Annotated in this window: 18 protein-coding genes; 7 read left to right on the top strand and 11 right to left on the bottom strand. The window is 43.3% G+C overall.

All coding sequences use genetic code 11. The features are described 5' to 3' along the window. Nucleotides 1–10: 10 nt before the first annotated feature. Together ACVBDY_RS21755 and ACVBDY_RS21750 are read left to right on the top strand one after the other, a co-directional pair. Nucleotides 11–1,651, top strand: a complete 1,641-nt coding sequence (locus tag ACVBDY_RS21755) for a RagB/SusD family nutrient uptake outer membrane protein (RefSeq protein ID WP_447177582.1) — start codon at nt 11–13, stop codon at nt 1,649–1,651. A 129-nt stretch (nt 1,652–1,780) separates the two neighbouring features. Beyond that, the gene (locus ACVBDY_RS21750) at nt 1,781–2,623 is read left to right on the top strand and encodes an endonuclease/exonuclease/phosphatase family protein (RefSeq protein WP_447177581.1); all 843 of its coding nucleotides are present in this window, start codon (nt 1,781–1,783) and stop codon (nt 2,621–2,623) included. Between the two features lie 91 nt (nt 2,624–2,714). Here the strand turns inward: ACVBDY_RS21750 and ACVBDY_RS21745 are convergent, their stop codons facing one another. Continuing rightward, a complete protein-coding gene (locus tag ACVBDY_RS21745) occupies nt 2,715–3,755 on the bottom strand; it encodes a succinylglutamate desuccinylase/aspartoacylase family protein (RefSeq protein WP_447177580.1) in 1,041 nt (346 codons plus the stop codon). A gap of 362 nt (nt 3,756–4,117) precedes the next feature. Between ACVBDY_RS21745 and ACVBDY_RS21740 the strand changes: the two genes are divergently transcribed. Further along, nucleotides 4,118–5,638 (top strand): peptidase associated/transthyretin-like domain-containing protein, encoded by a 1,521-nt coding sequence (locus ACVBDY_RS21740; protein ID WP_447177579.1) that lies wholly within the window; start codon nt 4,118–4,120, stop codon nt 5,636–5,638. A 244-nt stretch (nt 5,639–5,882) separates the two neighbouring features. Here ACVBDY_RS21740 and ACVBDY_RS21735 read toward each other — a convergent pair whose 3' ends face one another. The 4 genes from ACVBDY_RS21735 to ACVBDY_RS21720 form a co-directional block, all read right to left on the bottom strand. Next, entirely contained in the window at nt 5,883–5,969 is an 87-nt protein-coding gene (locus tag ACVBDY_RS21735; RefSeq protein WP_447177628.1) for an SHOCT domain-containing protein, read from the bottom strand. 43 nt (nt 5,970–6,012) lie between these two features. Next, on the bottom strand, nt 6,013–6,282 hold the full coding sequence (locus tag ACVBDY_RS21730) for a superinfection immunity protein (RefSeq protein WP_447177578.1): 270 nt from the start codon (nt 6,280–6,282) through the stop codon (nt 6,013–6,015). Next, the gene (locus tag ACVBDY_RS21725; RefSeq protein ID WP_447177631.1) at nt 6,222–6,359 is read right to left on the bottom strand and encodes a hypothetical protein; all 138 of its coding nucleotides are present in this window, start codon (nt 6,357–6,359) and stop codon (nt 6,222–6,224) included. Before ACVBDY_RS21725 ends, ACVBDY_RS21730 begins: the two co-directional genes overlap by 61 nt. A gap of 89 nt (nt 6,360–6,448) precedes the next feature. Continuing rightward, a complete protein-coding gene (locus ACVBDY_RS21720) occupies nt 6,449–7,039 on the bottom strand; it encodes an RNA polymerase sigma factor (protein ID WP_447177577.1) in 591 nt (196 codons plus the stop codon). A 200-nt stretch (nt 7,040–7,239) separates the two neighbouring features. On the opposite strand from ACVBDY_RS21720, the gene ACVBDY_RS21715 reads away from it, so the two are divergent. From ACVBDY_RS21715 to ACVBDY_RS21705, 3 genes are all read left to right on the top strand, one after another. Further along, nucleotides 7,240–8,400: a FecR family protein gene (locus ACVBDY_RS21715; protein WP_447177576.1), complete on the top strand. Its 1,161-nt coding sequence runs from the start codon at nt 7,240–7,242 to the stop codon at nt 8,398–8,400. A gap of 261 nt (nt 8,401–8,661) precedes the next feature. After that, on the top strand, nt 8,662–11,898 hold the full coding sequence (locus tag ACVBDY_RS21710) for a TonB-dependent receptor (protein WP_447177575.1): 3,237 nt from the start codon (nt 8,662–8,664) through the stop codon (nt 11,896–11,898). 19 nt (nt 11,899–11,917) lie between these two features. Further along, nucleotides 11,918–13,516 carry a RagB/SusD family nutrient uptake outer membrane protein gene (locus ACVBDY_RS21705; protein WP_447177574.1) on the top strand — a complete coding sequence of 533 codons (1,599 nt, stop codon included), beginning with the start codon at nt 11,918–11,920 and terminating at the stop codon, nt 13,514–13,516. A 484-nt stretch (nt 13,517–14,000) separates the two neighbouring features. Here the strand turns inward: ACVBDY_RS21705 and ACVBDY_RS21700 are convergent, their stop codons facing one another. Both ACVBDY_RS21700 and ACVBDY_RS21695 read right to left on the bottom strand, forming a co-directional pair. After that, the gene (locus ACVBDY_RS21700) at nt 14,001–15,431 is read right to left on the bottom strand and encodes a Gfo/Idh/MocA family protein (RefSeq protein WP_447177573.1); all 1,431 of its coding nucleotides are present in this window, start codon (nt 15,429–15,431) and stop codon (nt 14,001–14,003) included. 15 nt (nt 15,432–15,446) lie between these two features. After that, entirely contained in the window at nt 15,447–16,271 is an 825-nt protein-coding gene (locus ACVBDY_RS21695) for a 3-keto-disaccharide hydrolase (protein ID WP_447177572.1), read from the bottom strand. Nucleotides 16,272–16,732: 461 nt separating this feature from the next. Here ACVBDY_RS21695 and ACVBDY_RS21690 point away from each other — a divergent pair, with 461 nt between their 5' ends. Continuing rightward, entirely contained in the window at nt 16,733–18,046 is a 1,314-nt protein-coding gene (locus ACVBDY_RS21690; RefSeq protein WP_447177571.1) for a GH36-type glycosyl hydrolase domain-containing protein, read from the top strand. A gap of 73 nt (nt 18,047–18,119) precedes the next feature. On the opposite strand, the gene arr is transcribed toward ACVBDY_RS21690, so the two are convergent. The 4 genes from arr to ACVBDY_RS21670 form a co-directional block, all read right to left on the bottom strand. Beyond that, entirely contained in the window at nt 18,120–18,563 is a 444-nt protein-coding gene (gene arr / locus ACVBDY_RS21685) for an NAD(+)--rifampin ADP-ribosyltransferase (protein ID WP_447177570.1), read from the bottom strand. A gap of 26 nt (nt 18,564–18,589) precedes the next feature. Further along, nucleotides 18,590–19,042, bottom strand: coding sequence for a MarR family winged helix-turn-helix transcriptional regulator (locus tag ACVBDY_RS21680; protein ID WP_447177569.1), 453 nt, complete (start codon nt 19,040–19,042; stop codon nt 18,590–18,592). Between the two features lie 479 nt (nt 19,043–19,521). Then, on the bottom strand, nt 19,522–21,900 hold the full coding sequence (locus ACVBDY_RS21675; protein ID WP_447177568.1) for a TonB-dependent receptor: 2,379 nt from the start codon (nt 21,898–21,900) through the stop codon (nt 19,522–19,524). A gap of 110 nt (nt 21,901–22,010) precedes the next feature. Next, nucleotides 22,011–23,111, bottom strand: a complete 1,101-nt coding sequence (locus ACVBDY_RS21670; RefSeq protein WP_447177567.1) for a helix-turn-helix domain-containing protein — start codon at nt 23,109–23,111, stop codon at nt 22,011–22,013. Nucleotides 23,112–23,126 lie beyond the last annotated feature (15 nt).

The raw sequence follows: 23,126 nt of genomic DNA, 5'->3' as shown, positions 1-23,126 counted from the left end.
AAATATGGACATGAAACGAATAATATACCTTAGCAGTTTATGCTTAATGCTGTTTGCCTGTGACGGGGATTTTCTTGATCGCGATCCGCAGGACCAGCTTACCAATAATAACTTTTGGGAAAATGAAGAGCAGCTGACATTGGCTGCAAATGCACTCTATTCCAATGTCAAGGCCAAAAATACCGTGGATATGGAGAACATGGGAGACAATACCCTCTGGCCTTCCACTACGCAATATCAGCAAATAGGCAGCGGAAATTACGGTCCGGACCAGACTACCCTGAATACGGAGTGGACCACCCAATACAAAGGAGTGCGCCAGGCCAACGCTTTTCTGGAAAACTACAAAAAAGCGGACATAGATTCCCTGGTAGCCGAACGCCTGGCAGCAGAAGTACGGGTGATAAGGGCACTGATGTATAGTTATCTTACCGCGTTCTGGGGAGATGTGCCCCTGGTGACCACCACTCTTGGGCTGGATGAATTGATGATACCCAGAACCCCGAAAGAAGAAGTTATAGATTTTCTACTGGAAGATCTGGAAGACGCGGCCCGGTTTCTTCCTTCGGAGGTCCCGACAGGAGAAAATCTCGGACGGATGAGTAAAGGAGCTGCCCTGGCCCTTAAAGCCCGGGTAGCCCTTTACAACAACAGGTTTGAAGTCGCCGAAAAAGCGGCAAAAGATGTAATGGACCTGGGCGTATACGAATTGTTCACCAGTGGCGACCCGTCAAAAAATTATTACGACCTGTTTACTGACGCCGGCAAACTGGCGAACGGGAATAATAAGGAAACCATTATAGCCCGTTTAAACCTGGAAGACGTTTCTATGCATAATTTAAGCCGGGAGATCCAGGTACCCGACCAGGTAATACGATGGAACCCTACGAAATCTCTGATAGACACATATCTTATGGCAGACGGTCTTCCCATAGATAAGTCACCCTTGTATGAGATAAACACCTACGAAGACATTTTTGAAGATCGCGATCCCAGGATGATACAAACTATCTTACAACCCGGATCGGAGTGGGGTGGGCGTTATGATGGCCGCGAAGAAAATGATGATCCCGGGATATTTGAAGTCCCGAAATTCCAATCGGACCGCCGGGGAGCCGTAACCCTCACCGGGTATTATTTCACCAAATATGTCGATTTGGGTGCGGTACCTACTTATAACAGGGACGATAATGATTTCCACCTGCTACGCTACGCCGAGGTGCTGTTAACCTATGCCGAAGCCAGGCTGGAGCAGGGAACCCTCACACAGGACGATGTGAACAAGACGATCAATTTATTGCGGGAACGCGTAGGGATGATCCCCATGAACCTGGCCGAACTGGAAGCCAACGGCCTGAATATAAGAGAGGAAATAAGACGGGAGAGAAGAGTGGAACTCGCCCTGGAAGGACAAAGATATTTTGATATAAAACGATGGGAACAAGGAGCGTTTCTCGGAGAAGATGTAAAAGGGACCAATATTCACTGGTTGGCCGATCCGGAAGCAGCGGGAAATTTACGAACGGATGAAGACGGCTTTATCCTTGCCCATACGGGAAGGACGTTCGATCCGGGAAAACATTACCTGTGGCCCATACCATTACCTCAATTGGAACGCAATCCTGACCTGGCACAAAATCCGGGCTGGTAACGTACGGATCAAATATATACCTGTATCCGGAAGGCGGTTAACGGAAAATGTTATAAAGCCCGATAACCGCCGGAGGATCGGGTGTATTTCGTAGTAAGAGAGCAAAAGTTCAATTTTTAAAACACAGCAATGCGCATAATAATTACGTTATACATAGCTTTTATAGCCTTTTCCGGTTTTTATTCCTGTAAAGAATCGGGGCACTCCGCCAGTAGTGAAAATATGGAAATATTCCGGAAAGATAGCACAGGAGAAGCTTCCGTAACCATATTAAGTTATAATATTCACCATTCCAATCCGCCTTCACGTCCTGATTATATTGACGTTGCCGCTATCGCAGAGGTCATAAAAAAGAGTAATGCGGATATTGTAGGTTTGCAGGAGGTAGATGTGTATACCGAACGTTCCGGAACAGCATTACATATGGCCAGGGAACTTGCGGAATTATCCGGAATGGATTATTTCTATTTTTCCAAAGCTATAGATTATAAGGGAGGGGCATATGGTACGGCTATTCTTTCCAAATATCCCTTATCCGATACCTTAACGATAAGCCTGCCGTCAGCGGCAGGAACAGAGCCGAGGGTGCTTTCCGTAGCAACGGTGACTTTTGATAATAACCGTAAATTCTGTTTTGCCAATACCCATCTCGATTATACTGATGCTGATAATAATATGGACCAGGCCGAGCACCTGGCGCTGTATTTTGAAGAACCTGCTTTGCCTGTTATTCTTACCGGCGATTTTAATGTAGCCCCGGAAAGTAAAACCATTACTTATCTCGATCAGCATTTCGTCCGTTCCTGCATAAATGCTTGTTCTTACACTTCTCCTGCCAATAATCCGAGGAGAACAATCGACTACATTATGTATAAAGGAGAAAATGACTTTACCGTTGAAAAACATCAAGTGATCCGGGAAAGTTATGCTTCCGATCATCTGCCGGTAAAAGCGGTTTTAAAAATGGAATGATCTTGTGGTACCTCAGGGATTTAGCTTAAAACTGTTTTTTAAATGTCTCGTTGGTCAGAACCGGGGAAGGGGATACCGGTTTACCAAAAAATTACATACTCCCGATACAAAACAATGTTTCCCCGGTATTCACCGGAGGTGTCCCTATTTTATAAAGGATAATACCATTTTCCGGAGATGTAATTTCGGTTAGTTTATTACCGAATTCATCCGTAATATATCCCAGTAATTGTCCCCCGGATATACGGTCACCACTTCGGAGATCACTGTAAAAAATACCTTTTGCCGGACTTTTAATATAATCCTGTCCTGTTATCCACACCTGTTTTTTGGGCTTGTGATCACCGGGGTGTCCGTACATTTTCATTTCATCGAGCATATTATAAACCCCGGTTTTAATCAGTTGTACGGCATCTTCCTGAACCGTTCCCAGTTTTCCCGCTTCAATGCTCAAAGCGGTAACTTCCTGTTGTGTGGCATGTTTGAATGCGTATTGTGCCGGTTCTTCCGGACCGATATTATACGGATACACGACATTATATGTAAAACCAGCCGCCTGGGTAAGTGTCCTGGCCAGTTGATTTTGTTCGGGAGCATCCTTTTTATCATAATAACACACAAAAGGCAGAAGGTCTTCACTGGCGTCGCCCCCGTGAATATCCAGGAATACATCCGAACCGGTAATGACCTTTTCGGAAATATAATTTGCTATTTGCTCCGTTATAGTCCCGTTTTTATCCCCGGGAAACACGCGGTTCAGGTTTTTTGCATCCTGTGGATTTAAAAAAACAGTCCTGCCGTAAAAGGCCGGTGTGTTGGCTATGGGGATGATAACGAGCGTTCCGTTGAGTTCATCCGGGTTCAGTTCTGCCAGTATTTCCTGTAAAGCAATAATTGGCGGGTATTCATAGCCGTGTATTCCGCCAACTATGGTAAATACCGGGCCCTCGTTTCTTCCTTTGATGACACTTAGGGGGAGTGTAGTTTCATTTTTGGTATCCGTAATTTTCAGCAATGTGTCCAGTCTGCTGGCGGGGGAAATATTTTTCCCAAATATAAAATCGTTTTGTGCGTGTATAGCACTATCGGAAGTCCACAACAATAACAGAAAAGCAATCCGTACTATTTTCATAACAAACTGTTTATTTTGGCTGATAGGAATATGCCGGCAATTTTTCGTTCCACTTTAATTTATAATGCAACTCTATTGCAAATATAACTATATTCCTTTGTATTCAATTAGTTTTGGTACACGGACTGCACATTAATCAGGAAACAAAAGACGCCGATGCCTCCCCAAATTGAAGTTATATGGCTGGGAAACGTTCAGATGAGTTGAATGCCGGAGAAATTTCTCAGGATGACAGGCAAGCCGGCACATAAAGAATATTCATCCGGGGCCTGATGTTAATTACTTATAAAATCTTCTCAATAAATTATTAAAATGGATGTGACTTCTGGTGAAATACCTTAATTTCAGATCAAAACATCCCTATGAGATATTTTAACCTGTCGTTCATTCTTTTTTTATGCGGTTTTTCCTATGCTATTGCCCAACAATCCGTCACTGCGAAAATTATAGATAGTACAAGTCAAAAACCGGTACCGTTCGCTACTGTTTCCATCAATAATGAGATGGGCGTAATAAGTTCGGAATCCGGTGATTTCACACTTCATCTTAAAAATGGGGCAATGGCTGGAGATTCCTTGTATATCAGTTGTCTGGGATATGGAGAAAAGGTTTTCCCGCTGGTCGGTTTTAAAGACTCGTTGATCGTGCTGTCACCTAAAGCGCTCGAATTGGACGAAGTAGTCCTTCTGAATAAAAACTATACGGCAGAGGAGATCATGGAACATGTGAAAGACAGCCTGGAAAAGAATTACGATTTTGACCTGCTGAAACAAAAACTGTTCTTCAGGAAATCGGATTATACGTATATAGATAAGAAAGAGACCACTTTACGAAAAAGTACGATCCCCGAATTTAATCAGTCTTTCGTAGATAGTTTAATGCACGCTATACCGGATTACAATTCTATCCATTCCGAGATCCTCGGGGAATTTTACGGGAATATGGCCCCCGAAAATTCCGGCTCCAAGTTACATATCGTCAAAGCCTCGCATTTATATGACAAAAACAATGAAATGTCCGTAAAGGCCCTTACAGAGCGGTTGCAGCATATTATCCGGTCACGGGTGAAGCGCGACTCGTATTTTAAGATAAAATCGGGGATAATTGGCACTAAGACTGAAATAGATTCTTCCATGTTCGGAGACGATAAGACAAAGGAGGCGGAGCAGCTTATCGAAGAACAGGAAAAGAAGGAAGAAGAACGTAAGAAGCGGTTTCTTCAATACGAAAAGCGATTACTTACCGGGCTGCAAAGCCGTAATTTTATTTTTGAAAAATCAGACCTGGATTTTATTCATAAAAGCCGTAAATACGAATTTAAGCTGGAGAACATAACCACACTTCACGATTATGTCGTTTATAAAATTTCCTTCAAACCGAAACGAAATGCCGATTATTCAGGGACCTTGTATGTAAATGCCGAGGATTTTGCCGTAATCAGGGCGGACTATGAAAATGTGGGCCCGCTTCGTAATTTCAAACTTTTCGGAGTCTCCCTGAGTAAGCACCTGCATAAGGGAACAATTATCTACGGGAAGGACGGAAGAAATACGTATGCGCTTAAATACATCGGGGAAGAAACCGGGCAGAAAGTCGGTTTTAAAAGACCTGTGAAGATCATTGAAAAGAACAAACACGTTAAAGGGCGACGGAAACAAAACGAACTTGCCAGTGATGTGCATTTTATAATACGGAACACCGATAAATCGGAGATGATCGTTTTTGAAAACAATACCATCGATGCCACGGAATATGATAGTTATACGGAAGAACCCGATGTCGTACCGCAATACCTATCCGAATACGATCCTGATTTCTGGGAAGGGTATAACATCATAGAACCGAATAAGGCTATTAAGGAGTTTAGGAGTGTGGGGGATTAGATGACAGGGCAAACACATTAAAAAAACTATAATTGTAACGTTTAATGGTTACAGGTTACAAGTTTCAAGTTACAGGTGGGCATGCCTGAATATGGTTGCCTTTTTTCAGGATATTATTAAAGATGGAAGAACAGGGATGACGACGAGTCTTCGACTTAGTAGTAAAACCGGGGCCTGTTAAAAATATCTGAAGTATGTAAGCCCTATAGAGTAATTCATACGTCGGTATATACCGGAATTAACCTCAATTTCCCGGGATTTTACGTTTTTCCGATTCAAACTCATCCCTGGTTATGGCATTTTCATCCAGGAGTTTTTTTAATTTACTCACGAAGTGAGATTTAAATGCTCCGACGCTTGCGTCGAAAAGTAATCTATGGTTTCTGCCTCATGCCTCGCGTCCCGATAGGTATCGGGATGCCCCGAGGTAGTTGACTTAATTTGTCAAGATCGTCGTTTTTGCCCGGAGATCGCTGGCTAATAATAACCCGTTGATTTTTTGACTCACTGGTAAGGCTCCATACCAATGAAACAACCCAACCCAGTAATGTCCATCCCAGAAAAAAATTCAACGCGCCTATGGCTATAGCATTTTTTTTCCGCTTAATATGGCAATGATGGCAGGAAGAAAGTAAAATACGCATCCCAGGATCATCAGTACGATAAAAATAAGTATACCGAATTTGCCATTCGGGGTGGCAGGTTGTAGAAACAGGATCATAAGCTTTGATATTGTGGTGGTTAATATACAAATATAGGCAATTCCCGTATTGAATTCCGATAGAATGATCCTTCGGCGAACTTGCCTGATTAACCGCCCTTATAAATTTTTTTAATCAAAAATAATAACACCGGGGTATCCGCAGCTATTTTTTTGCGAAGCAGGGACATGGCCTTGGCCACCTGGTTTTCGACGGTTTTTACCGAAATATGGAGTTGCGCGGCTATTTCCTTGTGGCGGAGTCCGTGTTGTTTGTTAAGGATAAAGATCTCCCGGCAGCGGGGAGGTAATTCGTCTATAATTTTCTTTACCTGTTCCAGTTTTTCCTGGAATACATCGTCGTTGTCCTGGAGCAGTTCGGAAAGGCTTTGAAGACGCAAGAGTTCCAGTTCCCTGTTCTGCTTTACATTTTTGCGGTAAATGTTTATATATTCATTATGGGTAAGCGTGTAGAGGTACCCGCCCAGGGACCCCCCGGGTTTCAGTCCTTTCCGGTTATTCCACAACTTCAGAAATACTTCCTGGACCACATCTTCCGCGATTTCCCTGTTGGGCGTGAAGTTGAGCACATAAATACACAACCGCTCATAAAAATGGAGGTAAACGGATCGATAGGCGGCTTCATTACCGGATCGTATTCCCGCAATGAATTTTATTTCGTTCTCCCGAAAATACTCCATAATTATTTAGTGTTTCTTCAGTTTAGCAGGTCGTAAATTATAAATAGGACAAAACTTTTCCAAAAAAAAATGAAAATGACGTAGGGGATTTTTGTGAAATCTGCGTAACACTATATAGAAAACCACAAAAATGTGAGTCGGGACAGGGCAGAGGCACTTACAGGATTTATGGAATTCCCAAAACAACAGCAGTATTTTTTATGAAAGACAGACCGGATCACCTTATAGAAAAATTTCTCGAAGGCCAACTGTTACCCGGAGAGGAAAAAGAACTTATGGAATGGGTGGAGAGCCCGGGAGGCCGGGAATTTCTGAAAAAGGAAGTACAGCTCCGTCACCTTATTTCGAGTTCTTTGCACAGGTTCGATGCGGAGACTTCCTATAAAAAGATAAATGCCAGGGTACGAAAGGAAGAAAAATCCCGGGTGTTTTCTTTCCGTTCTTTACCGCGTTACGCTGCGGCTTTTCTTCTGTTCCTGGTATGTAGCTATGTGGTATACATCCATTGGTCTCCGGGTAAAGAACAGTTGGTAATCCCGGATGAGAAAATCACCCTGCAACTGGAAGACGGTAATATACAAACCATTATCCCGGGCAAAGATCATCCGATAAAAAGAAAAGGGAACAAAGCCGTTATAACCCAGAGAGGGGATACGCTTTATTACAAAGCGGATAACGATATGGCGGAAACTCATTTTAATGTGCTAAGGGTACCTTATGGCAAGACTTTTAAACTGAAACTTTCCGATGGTACCACAGTACATATGAATGCGGGAACCTCGCTTCGTTTTCCGGTGAGATTCGAAGAGAAATCCAGGGATGTTTTCCTGGACGGGGAAGCCTATTTCCGGGTTGCTGAAAATCGTAAGGCTCCCTTTCTGGTCCATACCGGTAAAATGGATGTTAAAGTTACCGGAACGGAGTTTAATGTTACCGCATACCAGGAGGATAAAAATGCCTTTGTCGTATTAAAAAAAGGCGGGGTAGCGCTTTACGGAAACCTAACCCCGGACACGCCTTCAAACCCCGTAGTTTTGTCCCCCGGGGAAATGGGGACCCTGGAGTACGATACCGGGCAATTATCCGCACAGGAGGTAAATGTTGACGATTATACCGCATGGATGGACGGCAAGGCCATTTTTTATGACAAAACCTTTAGAGACGTATTGAAAATACTGGAGAGGAAATATAATGTCACCATCCGGAACAATTATACGGAATTGAATGAGGGCAGGTATAAAGCCACATTTGATAATGAAACCATAGAACAGGTACTACAGACTTTTACCGAAAGCCGCTTGTTCAGCTATCGCATACACAATAACATTATTATTATAGACAGGCCTAAAGATGCCGGATAATTCACCGCAAAAGCAGCATTTGCATAGCTGTAAAACCATCGGCAGATGTTCTTGCGGCAGTATAAAAACCACCAGATAATAAAAACAGATCATTATGAAAACAGTTTCTCCCGGACCACCCGGCCTGAAGTAAAATGACCCCGTAAACTTACCGGATTATTAAAATATCGCTTTAAAGTATAAAAAAGAACGGGAAATGCCGTCACATTCCCCGTTCGGACTTTTAGTGATTGTAATGTACCACCACCAAAACATAAAAGTATGAAAAATCTTTTAGGGATACGTAGTATCCGTTTTTATCCCCCAAAATTTGACCTGAAAATGAAGATTACTGTTCTGCTTATGGTTTTTTCCCTTTTTCAGCTCCAGGCATTTACCTCTTATGGACAAAAGGTGAAAGTAAACCTCCATGTGGAAAACCAACCCCTGGAAAAAGTCTTCGAGGCCATAGAAGCACAAACAGCGTATAAGTTCTTTTATAATCTCGAGGATATAGATGCGCAAAGACTCCTGTCTGTAGTGGCAGAAGATAAACAGCTCGGGGAAGTATTGAAAGCGCTTTTTGAAAATACCGATATGGCCTATAAAGTCGTTAAAGAACAAATAGTCATCACCGCCAATCGTAAAAAGAAAGTACCCGATAACTGGGGATACCAGCAGGACCCCGTACATGGCATCGTAACAGACGAAAACGGGATACCGCTTTTCGGAGTTACCGTATTGGTCAAGGGTACCAATATCGGGACCAATACCGATGAGAACGGGTATTACCAGCTTTCTGTCCGGGAAGAATCTACCCTCATTTTCAGTATGGTAGGATTTCAGAATAAAGAAGTACCTACAGGAAACCGGACCGAGATTGATATAATACTACAGGAAGAAAACACGAAGCTGGATGAAGTGGTCGTAACAGGCTATAACACCATAAAAAAAGAACACGTTGCCTCATCTGTTGCCGAAATGAACATGGACCGGGCGGTGTACCGTCCCATTTTTAAACTCGAAGAGGCCTTCAGCGGAACACTTCCCGGCGTTACCATGCAGCAATCCAGTAATTTACCGGGGTCGGTGCCGGGCAATATTTCCATTCGGGGGATCAGTACACTTCAGAATGATACCCCGTTGGTTATTGTAGATGGAATGGAACAATCCCTTACCGATATAGACCCGAACCAGGTAAAGAGCATAAGCGTACTGAAAGATGCCGCTTCCGCTTCGCTATATGGTTCCCGCGGGGCAAACGGGGTTATTATCATAGAAACGAAACGGGGAGTGACAGACCAGTTTAAAGTAGACGTACACACCTGGACAGCCATAAGCGATCCTATTGATCTTCCTGATTTCGTCGGTTCTGCAGATTATATGCGGCTGAATAACGAAGCCAGGGGCATGCAGGGACAAACACCGCTTTTTACCGAAGAACAGATCGGGCTTGCCGATCGGGGAGAATACACCGGGACCGACTGGCTGGATGAAGTGATGGAGCGCAGGGCATTTTCGCATAATACCTCCGCAAGTATATCCGGAGGAGGGGGAGTGGGGACCTTTAATCTTATGCTGGGATATATTACCGACAAAGGAATGAACAACAGTGAAGGAAGTGAAAAATTCAGCGCCCGCTTCAACACCAACATTAATATCGCCGATAAATTTGTATTGATGGCCGATTTTTATGCCCACAGGTTGCAGGTAGACCGGTTGATGGCCAATAATGACGGGCACGGTTTGTACCGGGATGCCTGGAAAATGAACCCTACCCAGGATATTTTCTACGATTCCGACCTGCCCGAACATTATATATTACACAATAATCTGAATCCCGTAGCCTCTATCGCCCATGGAGGTATGAGAAATAATATGTACGACAGGAGTACCATAAACCTGAGGCCTACCTACTTTATAACCGAAAACCTGTCGCTCAACGGCAATGTATCATACATGATCAATAAATCGGCCTGGAAAGAAAAACGATCGACCTTCAAGTTTTTTGACGGCGACGGTAAACCGGCCGCAACCTGGGCAAATAGTGTTAATGCCGAACAAGGGGTGAGTGTCAGCCAGATAACGGCACGGGCAAACCTTAATTACGAAAAGGACCTCCGGAAGAACAGGGACAAAGTATATTTCATCGCAGGTTCTGAGATCATGACGTATAATTATACGGATTACCGGGAAGTCAGTAAAGCTTCTTTTTTCGGTAAATTAAACTATTCCTTCGACAATCGCTATATTCTTGAAATGACAGGCCGTACGGACGGGAGCAGCAAATTTGCCCCGGGCCACCGCTGGGGATTCTTTCCTTCGGGGGCATTGGCATGGAACGTTCACAACGAAAAATTTCTGGCCGGGTGGAGAGATAAGGGAATAGTGAATAACCTCAAGTTAAGGTTGTCTTACGGGCTTATAGGTAACGAAAACGTAGATCCCTATCTGTGGCAGGAAGTCGTTAACGAATGGGGATGGACCATGAGAGTGCCAAATCCGAATTTTACCTGGGAAAAGCAGAAACAGGGAAATATCGGCCTTGATCTCACCGTGTTAAACAACCGGTTGAACATTACGGCGGAAGTGTACAAGAAACATTCCTATGACCTGATCTATTCCCGGGTTACCGTCCCGCCCCTCACAGGTTCCAGTTCACTGGAAGCCGCGGTAAATATAGGAGAGGTAGAGAACAAGGGATGGGAAGTTTCTGCCAGGTGGAACGACCGCATAGGTGATTTTTCGTATAGCGTGGGAGCCATGCTTTTTGACAATAAGAACAAGGTATTAAAAGCCGGGTATTCCAAATCGGACAGTCTTATTTTTAAGGAGGATCCGGACAAAATATGGTATCCCGGTATTGCTATAGATAATTACTATGGTTATGAGAGTAACGGGTACTTTCAAAACCAGGAAGACGTGGACGCTACGGAAGCAAAACTGCCGAACACCATTGCCGGGGATATCAAATATGTGGACCAGAACGGTGACGGGATTATCAATGACCTGGACAAGGTGAATCTCGGCGACCCGTTTCCGCATTTTAATTATTCCGTGACCCTGAACCTCCGTTACCGGAGATGGGATCTCAGCATGCTGGGACAGGGCGTAGGCAAACGCTTGGGGAGATTGAACGGTATGGAAGGTTATCCCGTATTAATGGATGGCGGGGACAATAACCTCGGGACCCCGAGAACACACTATATGAACAACCGGTGGACACCGGATAATCCCGATAGCAGGTTTCCGAGGGTCTGGACGGGCGCGAGTTCCAATGCCGTACTCAGTGACGTATGGCTGAGCAATGCGGCCTATTTCCGGGTAAAAACCCTGCAATTAGGATATACCATTCCCAAAATAGGAAAGAATATTCAGAACTTCCGGGTATATCTCAATGCCCAGGACGCTTTTACCATAACAAAATGGGAAGGCCTGGACCCCGAAAGAGACGGGGGCAACGGAAGTTATCCCAGGATGGCAACATACAGTATAGGTCTCAGATTTACCATATTATAACCGTTTAAGTATACAGAAAATGAAAAGAATAGCCATAATCAGTGTTTTTATATCTGTCTTTTTATCCGGGTGCGAATCGTTCCTGGACAAGACCGATCCCACAGCAACCACTTTCCAGGAGTTTTTTATAGACGAAGATGACCTGAGAAGAGTAGCTTACAGCAGTTACTACGACGTATTTACCAATCACGGGGACCGAAGACTCTTGTTCTATATGATGGATGGACGGTCCGATAACGCCTATGCCAGGAGTGAAGACGACCATCACCTGCGTATTGCCAATGGTAATATAAACAGCAACACCCGTGCGTTTGAGTATTACTACACTATTTATATGAAACACATTGGCCGGTTAAATACCTATATCGATAATATAGATATACCTTATGTGGAAGACGAATCCATTCGCACACGCTATGAAAATATACTAAAAGGGTTACGTATATGGCATTATTTCCGGCTTACCTTCCATTGGGGAGATGTACCGTTTCTCCTGGAACCGGCGGAATTGGAAGACGCTACCTTGCCTGCGACTCCCAAAAAGGAAATACTGGATTCCCTGTTTCCTATGGCTCTGGAAATAGCGGAAAAACTGCCGCCGGACGAGTATACCACCAACAAATATATGTTCAATCAATATTCCTTTAAAGCGTTGATAATGCGTTATGCATTGTACGATGAACGGTATGAACTTGCCGCGGAACTGGCCAGGGACATTATGGAAAGCGGTAAATACAGTTTGCACCCCGTGTACAAGGACCTGTTTCAGTACGAAGCGGATTCGGACAACAATGAATTTATTGTGCACCTGGATGAGGAAAGCCATAGCGGAAGTACCACATATTCTTTCCGGGACCTCGGTCCGCATTTCCGTACAGGTAACGGACAATCGTATTGTGTTCCGCTGAAATCGCTGGTCGATTCGTACTGGACCCTCCAGGGACGCCCTATTGAAGATTGTCCGTTGCATACCAAAGAAGAATACGAACTGGACCCCAAGCTGAACCGTGATCCCCGTTATGAGGCGAGTATTATGGGGCCCGGGGATGAGTTTTACGGGGAAACCATTGATGTATACAATCCCAATAACCCCATGTTTTACGAAAATCAACGGGCGAGTACATCCGGTTACTGGTTCCGGAAATTTGTTTCGGAAGCCGATGCCTTCCGGGACGGAAATATGGAATACGGCCTCCTGCGTTACGCGGAGGTACTGCTCACTTATGCCGAAGCAAAGATCATGACCAACAATATGGATAACCTTGCCAGGGAATGTATCAATAAAGTCAGGGAAAGGGCAGGACTGGATATGACAGAGGCCGATGTTACCTTACCGGTTTACAATGCTTACAATCAGCAGCAATGGATAGACCTGATACGGAACGAGCGCAGGGTGGAATTTGCCGGTGAAGGACAGCGGTATAACGATATTATCCGGTGGCGTATAGCCGAAGATGTTTTAACCCTGCCGGCCCTTGGGCATACCAGAATGGCAGACGGAAAAAAGACGTCCCTGAAAATAGAGGACCGTTCCTTTAAATCTTTTAATTATCTCTGGCCTTTTCATGAAACCAGTTTAAGGGTAAACAAGAATTTAAAGCAAAATTCAGGGTATTAACGGGACTTTTGGCTGAGAACTCATTTAAACTTTCCTTAATTGGCTGCAAAAAGCCCTTTTTGCCCCACAGATTGTCTTTTTCTCGCAACGTAGCGCTGCTATGTTGCTCAAAAAAGCCTGCCTGTAGAACGAAAATTGCTATTTTTCGCTTCAATCAAAAAAGTTTAAACGAGTTCTGAAATAAAAAAAATACAAAGCTGAGTTAGTTAGTAGAAAACCGTCTCTGTCTGAAAAGACAGGGCGGTTTTCATTTTTTCTTTCCCGTTTTCTGTTTCATAGTAGGGAATTATCACTTTGCCATACCGAATACCTGGGATCATTGCCCGTTTCAGAAGAAAAATAAGGCTTAGATAAACGATAGGGCGGGTGAAAGCCCTTCACCCGCCCTGTTTTTTGCCTTATCCCGCTTACATGAAGGTGCTGCATGTAGCCTGTTTCAGGAGGAAGAATTTAAAACGGTTCCGGTTTGTAATCATACTGTAGTTTAAAACTGCCTGTAATCCCCGGCCAGGTATTTGTTGGCTTTGTCCTCTTTGAACCTGGCATTTTCGGCATCCCAGTGTAAAGTCTCACCGGGGAAGCGTCCTGCAATGGTTCCTAAAAGAATGGTTTCCGTCAGTCGCGCGGCATAATCGAAGGGCGCGGAGCATTCTCCTTTGCCCAAACAGGCATCGACAAACTGGTGATAGTGTTTCGGGCCCTCGGTTTCGTAATTCCTAACGGGTTCACCCAGGTGGTGTTCTTTGGAAAGCTTTGCGATTTCTTTGGAAATATCCACATACTTTCCCTTTACGATCTTCCTGGGCAATTGCATAAAGTGGGGCAATAACAAGCGGCCTTTTTCCCCGACAAACATGGCTCCCTGTTCCGGCAACTCGTTTTCGCCCGCTACCTTTGCATCAAGCGACATTTTATCCTTAACTCCGGCTTCTTTATCCTGTTTCTTTTTGTCCTTTTTGGCTTCCATGCCGGGCAGTACGAGGTCTTCGTGCATTGCCGGGGCGCCTTCACCGTCATACCATATCCATTTCAGGGATTTTGCGGTATATTTGGTAGCCGGAAACTCATAGGTCACCGTATTGTGTTCCGGGTAACCGAACCCGTTGGAAGGCCTGCATTCGGTCATTATTGTTCCCGGCACATCCAGTTGCAGGGCGTTGTAAGGGGTATCAAAAATGTGTACGCCCATATCGCCCAGGGTGCCACAGCCGTAATCCATAAGCTTTCTCCAGTTCCCGGGGTGGTAAACTCCTTCTTTATAGGGCCTCATGGGCGAGGTTCCTAACCAGAGGTTCCAGTCCAATTGCGAGGGGACAGGGTCTTCACCTTCCGGGAGAGCACCATCATATCCCCAGTTTTTCGGGGACCAGGCATGTACGGTGTGTACTTTTCCTATAATGCCGGATTGAATCAGAAGCGTAGCCAATTTGTAATCGTAAAAGGAATGTACCTGGATGCCCATCTGGGTCACCAGTCCTTTTTCAGAGGCCAGTTTTTTCATGGCCCGGGATTCCGATACGTAGTGGGTGAGTGGTTTCTGGCAGTAGACGGGTTTGCTCATCTGCATGGCCAGCATGGACGCCGGAGCGTGTGTATGATCGGGTGTGGATACGATTACCGCATCGATTTCGTCTCCCATTTCCTCCAGCATAGCCCGGTAATCGAAAAACACACGGGCTTTAGGATGGAGCTTGTGTGCCTGGGACAGGTTGATGGCATCTACATCGCACAGGGCTACTACATCTACCGCCGGGTGAGAGGAAATGGCCTTCAGGTCTTCATTTCCCATATTTCCCACCCCGATATGAGCGGTTCGTAAACGGTTCCCGTTCATGGCAGCATGTAATAAAGAAGGAGCCAGCATAACTCCCAGGGCCCCGGCTCCGGTTGTTTTTAAAAATTCGCGTTTGTTCATAATTGGTATGGCAGGTTATAATTTTTTAATCTTTATGTTCCGGAACCAGATAGGACTGGAATGGTCCTGGAGGGCAATATACCCGGTTTTGAACTTTCCGTAATCCGGACTGTTCTTCCATTTATCGGAGTTTTTCTTTTCGTACCACGCTTCATCCCAGGGAACAAAGGATAGGACCAGTTTCCCGTTCAGCCAGTGTTCTACCTTTTCCGGGGTAAACACAATCCTGGAACTGTTCCATTCCCCGACCGGGTGCAGTATCTTATCAGCAGTAGGGGGGTGCATGGCATAATCGGCCCCGGTCTGCTGCAAGGGCTTCAGTTCTTCCGGTTTTTCGGTATAGCCCAGGCTGGTGTTGTATGCGGTAAGGTCGTGGATACTGGCATAATTTTCATCGTCAATAAGTTGATATTCCGGTGATACTACAGGCGGCCCGTCATATCCTTCCTTTACATGGTAAAAAATACCGCTGTTTCCTCCTTCGGGAAGCTTCCATTCCAGGTAAAGCTCAAAATTATCAAATTCTTCGGCACCGTAAAGGATATCTTTTCCGCCTTTGTAATCCTGTTCCATGCCGAGTTCGGTATCAAAAGTGAGGGTGCTGTCTTCTATGGTCCAGCCCGGGGGCAGGGAGTCCATGTTATATCCCCGCCAGCCTTCGGTAGTGGTACCGTCAAAAAGATAGATCCATTCGGAATCTTGGGGTTGGTTTTCCTGTGCTACCTTTTCGTCGGTAACTACTTCCGGAGATGCTTTTTTCTTTGTATCGGTTTTACAGGAAAAAGCGATAACAGCAAGTGATAATAAGGCAAACTGCCTTAGCCCTTTTTTTGTTTTCATCTTCATTTTGAATAGATATTGCATTTTAGGTTAATGTTCGTTTTTTAGTACATGGCAAAAATCACTTTTTGCATAATTTGACAGGAGAAATCAAACTGATTTTTCCTGATACCTATCGGCTCCTGGTCATCTTCCGCAGAGAGATCCCTTTCGGAATAAATTCAACAGGAGAAGCCGAAGCGGCCCGCAGGATTGCGTACAAGATATAAAAAATAGTTTATTTGGCTCCCTGTTTTTAAGATCAGGTTAGCGGTTAAAATCGTGTAGTGTTATTGCAGCTACTTAAAACCCCATAAATTTGGCCGGGGATACACGGAGAATTAGACTATATATTGAACTCGTTTAAACTTTTTCGCTTCAACCGAAAAAGTTTAAACGAGTTCAGTATCGCTGTTTTTCGTAGAAGAACGAATCACTATTTTTTATATCTTGCAATATGTTTGAACATATGAACTTTAATTATGAATATTAAACCGAAAACTGCCGGTGCGGCATTTCTTGTTATTTTATGTTTGGCCTGTGGCCGTTCCGGAAAGGAGCATACTAAAAATAAAACCGGGTTACCCGAAACAGCGGTTATAAAAGAGGATTCTTCCCTGACTACTGTAAAACGGATGGCCCTTGAGGTGATAAAAGATGGCTTTAATGCCGGTGCCGGATACCAGGAGGTCTGGATACGTGATTATAATACTTTTATCAATCTTGCGGTGCATGTCCACAAGAAGGAATTGCTTAAAGAAAATCTGAGCGTGTTTTTCCGGTTGCAGGGAAACGACGGTAATATTGTAGACGGGTTTATCCCCAAACAAAAAGCCAAAACTTCGGAAGGAGGATACGAGTATGTGTATACGGACCTGGAAGAAAACTACGCGGGACATAAAAATACGGTAGAGACCGACCAGGAGACTTCACTGGTACAGGCTGTATACAAGTATATAAAATCTACGGGAGACACTCATTTTTTACAGGAAAAGATAGGAGAGAAGAGCATTGAATCGCGTATGGAAATGGCCATGCGGTTTTTGCTGGAAAAGAGGTTCAATGAAAAATACGGACTGATATACGGGGCCACTACGGCAGACTGGGGTGATGTTCAGCCGGAACACGAATGGGGGGTGTACATAACGGAAGACACGCATTATGCTATTGATATTTATGATAACGCCATGTTTCTTATTGCCCTGGATAACTTGATGGAGATAGCCCCTTCGTTACGACAAAAGTGGAAGCCGGTAAGAAACAGCATAGCCGAAAACAGTATGAAACATTTATGGGATGATTCCCGCCATAAATTTATTCCGCATCTCTATCCCGATGATTCTCCTTTTCCGCCGGATTTTGATGAAAACGGGATTTATTATCACGGGGGTACCGCCGTGGCCATAGAGGCGGGGTTACTTTCCAAAGAAGAGATAAAAATCGCTCTGCAAAAAATGATAAGTAACGTTAAAAAATCCGGGGCGGCAAGTATTGGGTTAACGTTATACCCGCCTTACCCGGAAGGTTACTTTAAAAACCCCGGGATGTCTCCTTATGGCTATCAGAACGGGGGAGACTGGACCTGGTTTGGCGGAAGAATGATTAAGATATTGCTTGAAAACGGTTATGAAAAAGAAGCCCGAGAGCAACTCCGCCCGATGATCGCCAGAGTGATTGAAAACAATGGTTTTTACGAGTGGTATTCCGTGGATAATGAACCCAGGGGTTCCGCAACTTTTAAAGGATCGGCAGGTGTTTTGTTTGATGTTATTCAATTGCTTCAAAGAAGCGAATAACAGGAGGGGGAGGCCTGTTGCAGAAATTTAGCTTAACTTTTATAAAATGGCTATGGAATTACCGAATAATTTCTTACTCCTCAATAGCCTCAATGCCCTGTTGTTTCAGTTTTTCAAGGTGTGCTTTCATGGTATTGAGTTGTTCCGGTGAATGTCCCTGCCAATCCGTAATCTCCCCAACGATCACACACGGATGCAAAGAGCGGTATGATCTTGTCGGATTGCCGGGAAATTTCTTGTCTGTCAGGTTCGGGTCGTCTTCAATAGGCCCGGTCGGCTCTACGATATAAATTCTTTCGCGCTCTTCTCCCTGCGCGAGCTCGGCGCCCCAGATGGCGGCATCGAGGGTGGCGGTCAGGTAAATGTATTTTGCATTCTTCCTTTTACCGTAGTTGGACTGGTATCCGGGTTTTATCAGATCTCCCTGCTTCATATCCGCCTTTGTACCATGATAAAACTTTTGTGAAGCTACATTTTTCGCAGCCCCTGTAATGTGATCTTTATCGCTTTGTTTCATCTTTTTTAATTTTAGAGGAGAGTTTCTTATTGGTGAAATTTGTGTTTTGTTTCGTTCATTAATGTTATGGCCTTTTGGAAGTAGGTTTCCATAGTGTTTAAATCTTCGCCTGAAAATGACGCGATCAGCTTTTCGGTTTCCATCTGAAATTCTTTGTAAAACGGTTCCAGGAGGGCCATTATCTTTTTTGAGTCGGGTACAATGATTACCTTACGTTTATCACTTTTATCCAACTGCCTTTTCACAAGGTTTTTTTTCTCAAACCTGTCTATTAAACCTGTGACCGCACCTGTTGTTAGTCCCGTTAAATCTGCAAGTTCGCCAGCTGTCAACTTTCCTTTTTGCAGAAAAAAACCTAAATATTTATGATCGGTACCGGAGAAACCGGCTTTTCGGGCAATGGTTTCGTGCATCTGAATGGAGACATATGCATATTGCTGACTCAGTTTTCTTAAGGCAATGATCTTGTCGTCGGCCATTATTTGTCTTTGTGATTAATTATCTTAGTGACAAAGATAAATGAAAATTTAATTCGCGGCAGTATACATGGATACAAACTGTTTCAGGGAAAGGTAAATTACATTAGTCCCGCAAAAATATTGTAGGGAGGAATGGGATATAACTTTTACCTTTGATGATGCGGAAAAACTGTTTGGACAAATGAAGAATATACCTTTAAAAAGATATGTGGTAATAGATATGGGACTCATGTTTTACATCTGGAAAAAAGCGTTTTGTGCTCTATGAGGGAGTTCAATTATTTTTAGAATAGAAATAGTTCCGATGTTGTAAACGGGTATGCAGGAGGCAAATGTTACTTGTCCGGAGAATTAAACAAAAAGGCAAAAACAAAATCTTGAACCTTATTTAAAAAAGTCAGGAGGGTACAAAAATCAACTTTCTTTCAAGATGAAAAATAGTCAGGTTTAATAATGTTTGGTTATGAGGCGCTGTCCGCTTAATCAGCCCTTCCTCTTTCTTCTTCGTTTCCAAAATTTTTTTGCCTTACATTGGTATTATTATTTCCAAAAGTATAGATCAAGGAAAAGCGGAAAAAACGGTTGCTGTTATCTTCATAATACGACTGTTTTATACCGTTTACCACGGAGTTGTATTCCCGTAATTGAGACCTGTTGAAAACATCATTAAAAAGCAATGCCAGTTGCAATTTTTTATCCAGTATATTTTGTTTTATGGCAATGTTTAAACTGGACAATGGCTTTCCGATTTCGTACAATCCATACTTAAAAGGGGAACGGTACCAATAATTCAGTTGTAATTTGGTGGATTTTCCCAGGGAAATGGTATTGTTTGTGGAAAAATAAAACTGTACCCCATCGGCCGGCTTGGCGTCGAGAATGGGGTATACATCCGTTTTGTAAGCTATTACATTGACCGCATTCCGGCTTTGCCAGAACGAAGCAATATCGGTGGTATAGCTTTCGGACCACCCGAACTGGTATTGTTTGTAATAATTCTCGCGGGTAATGATCTGTATATTTTCTTCGGGGATGGCCGTAAAAACACTTCCAAACCCGTCTGTGGAGATATTTAGAAACAGATTAGTCCTCAATTTGTCTTTATACATATGTGTAAATTCAAAATTATCACTAAAAGAGGGTTTTAAAAAAGGATTGCCTTCAGCATAACTGTTACTGCTTATATACGAACGGAAAGGGTTGAGTAGCCAAAATCCCGGTCGGTTTATCCGTTTTCCATAATTCAGGGAATACGTATGGTTCTCATTTTTTTGATAGGAAACATAAAAAGAGGGAAACAATTTTAAGTAATCATTTTTATTGGATTGCCCCAAAGTTTCTGAAACTCCTTCGGTTTGTGTGTTTTCCAGCCTGAGCCCCAGTTGCACACTCCACGTATCGCCCCAGTTCTTAACCCCGTTTACATAAACAGCCTGGGTGTTTTCTTTATAATCAAATACATTAGATTGATCGGGGTCTAATATTTCATCCCCTGTTTCGGTATTAAAAAATTTCACATCCGCCGCGGTATCAATAAAACTGAATTTTACGCCGTAAGACAGGTTTAAAAAACTGAGCGGATGTTCCATATTCATTTTATAGCTAAAGTTATCAATAGCCATATCCGATGTATTTCTGGCAGACATATTAACATTTAAAAATTCCATCTCGGGCGTAAAAGTTCCGGCCAGAAAACGATTATCCCTTTTTGCATTGTAACTGAAATAATCGAAATCGAAAGAAATCTTTCTCCCCAAAGTATCCAGCTTTGCTATCAGGTGTGCGTTATATGCATTGCTCTTTGTATTTCTGTCGTTATACCCCGTGTTGATGAGCAAAGAATCCAAAGTTCCGGAAGGGCTATGGATCTTTATGATTGTGGCCCTGTCCATATCGGGAATACTATAATCTCCCATATATTGGCCCCCAACACTGATATTATCGGAGATATCGTAATCCAGGGTAATACGCCCGGATATGTTGTCCCTTTGATTCCTTGAATCATCGTTTAGCTTCCACGGGCCATCCGGGTAGAAGGTATTTATTTTTTGCTTTACCCTGAAATCTCCGGTTTGACCACCAATACCGGCAGAAAACCGAAGTTTGTCCTTATTGTAGTAAAAATTGTTCCGTATTGAAAAAATACTGTAGGTATTTTGGTCATAAGCTGTGGTAAGGGTGTTCTTCCAGGAATCGGCAACCCCTTTCCGAAGGTTGATATTGATAAGCCCGCCGCTACCTTCGGCATCATACCGGGCGGGGGGAGTGGTTATAATTTCTATATTTTTAATATCATCGGCAGACAGGCTGCTCAGGAAACTTATCAGTTCTTCCCCGGTCAGTTCCAGCATTCGTCCGTTTACCATTACCCGGGGTGTCCCTCTCCCGAGTATCGTTATCGAATTGTTTGCAACCATCAGCCCGGGAGCGGTGGACAAGACGTTCATTGCGCTGCCGCCGACTGAAGAAATACTGTTTTCCACATTGTATACCAAACGATCGGGCTTTTGTTCTATGAGCGGTCTTTGGCCTGTTATAACCACTTCGTCCAACTGACCGACGTTTTCCTGCAACCGGATTTCCCCGATTGAGATATCCCCGTTCAGCATTATTTCTTTTTTATAATCCGTATAGCCCATAAAAGATATGAGCAATACATAAACACCATTATCCGCAGTGATCTCAAAATTCCCTTTTTCATCGGTAATAGCGCCTGTTATCAGTTTTTCGTTATTATCCTGTAACACGACATTGGCGTATACAACCGGACCGGCTCCGTCTTTTACATTCCCCGTTAATGAGGTTTGGGAGAAACTGAAAAAGGGTGTCAACAAAAGAAAAAATAAGTATTTGTTCATTTTCATGATTTTAAACTTTGGCACAAAAATGAACAGGAAGGATGACAAAAAAGTCCGATTATATAAAGTCGAACTCTTTTTTTATGGGAAAATCAGTCCGGTTTTAAGGATTACTTTTTGGAAAGGTGTTCTTTTCTGTATTGTATTGGAGTTAGGCCGGTATTTTTTCTGAATGCCGTATAGAAAGAAGATTTCGAATTGAACCCTACGTGATAGAGAATTTCCAGAATGGTCTGATCCTTTTGCCCGGGATCTTTCAAGATGGCTTTTGCATCATTTATTCTATAAGTATTGACAAAATCGAAAAAATGTGTCCCCAGATCACGGTTTATAAGAGCAGACAATTCTTTTTCCGGAATATTGATCTGTGAGGAGAGTTTTTGCAGGGTCAGGTCATCATCCAGGTAAGGCTTCTCCGTTTTCATATTATCCAGAAGCCTTCTCATTTCCGGGGTATCGTTCCTGCCGTTTCCCGGCCCGGTAACTTTTTCTTTTTTCTTTGAAGGTATTATTTCTCCCCGGAGGCCTGATGGTATTCCGTGAAAAATATAAGGACGATACAGGGCTTTTAAAATAAACCAGGATGTGATCAATAATATATTAATACTGATCACGGTATTGATGTGCAGCGAAAAATCTTTGTCTCCGGAATAGGGGAAGAATTTTTTTACGATCACAAAAAAATGCCCGATCACGAACAGTACGGTGACCTGGAACAACCATTTGTAAACAGAATAATCTGCGTTGGAATAATTTTTCAGATAAATCTTTTTGTATTTGTACAACACCATAAATATGGCTGTGATGTAAGCGTAGTATTGTATTTCCCCGACAGTTTCAAAGATCCATATATTTTTTACCGAAAATGAAGTGGTTTTAAAAAAGGCAATGAATATAAAGAACAAGAGGAAGTGCAAGGCGTGTTTTCGTTTTAAACCAAAATCCTTAAAACATATGGATAGTACGTAAAAATAAAACAGGGGCAATTGTAAAAAAACAGAGGCTCTTTTCAAGACATAAAGGTTCGGATAGTCTTCCCAGAGATTAATAAAAAACCCCGTTAAATCAAAAGAAGTAACGATCAGAAACAATGCGAATAACCTGTTGGACAGCCTTTTTTCAGATTTTACCGTAAACAGGTAGACCGACAGAAGCAGCATTAAAAAAACCACTATCTTTCCTATGTCACTAATCAGTTCGCTTATATTCATTCAATCTTAAAACTT

The organism is Sinomicrobium halophytocola (genome assembly GCF_052983395.1).
The sequence above is the reverse complement of the archived record's forward strand: the minus strand, read 5'-3'. Positions and strand labels throughout refer to the sequence as shown.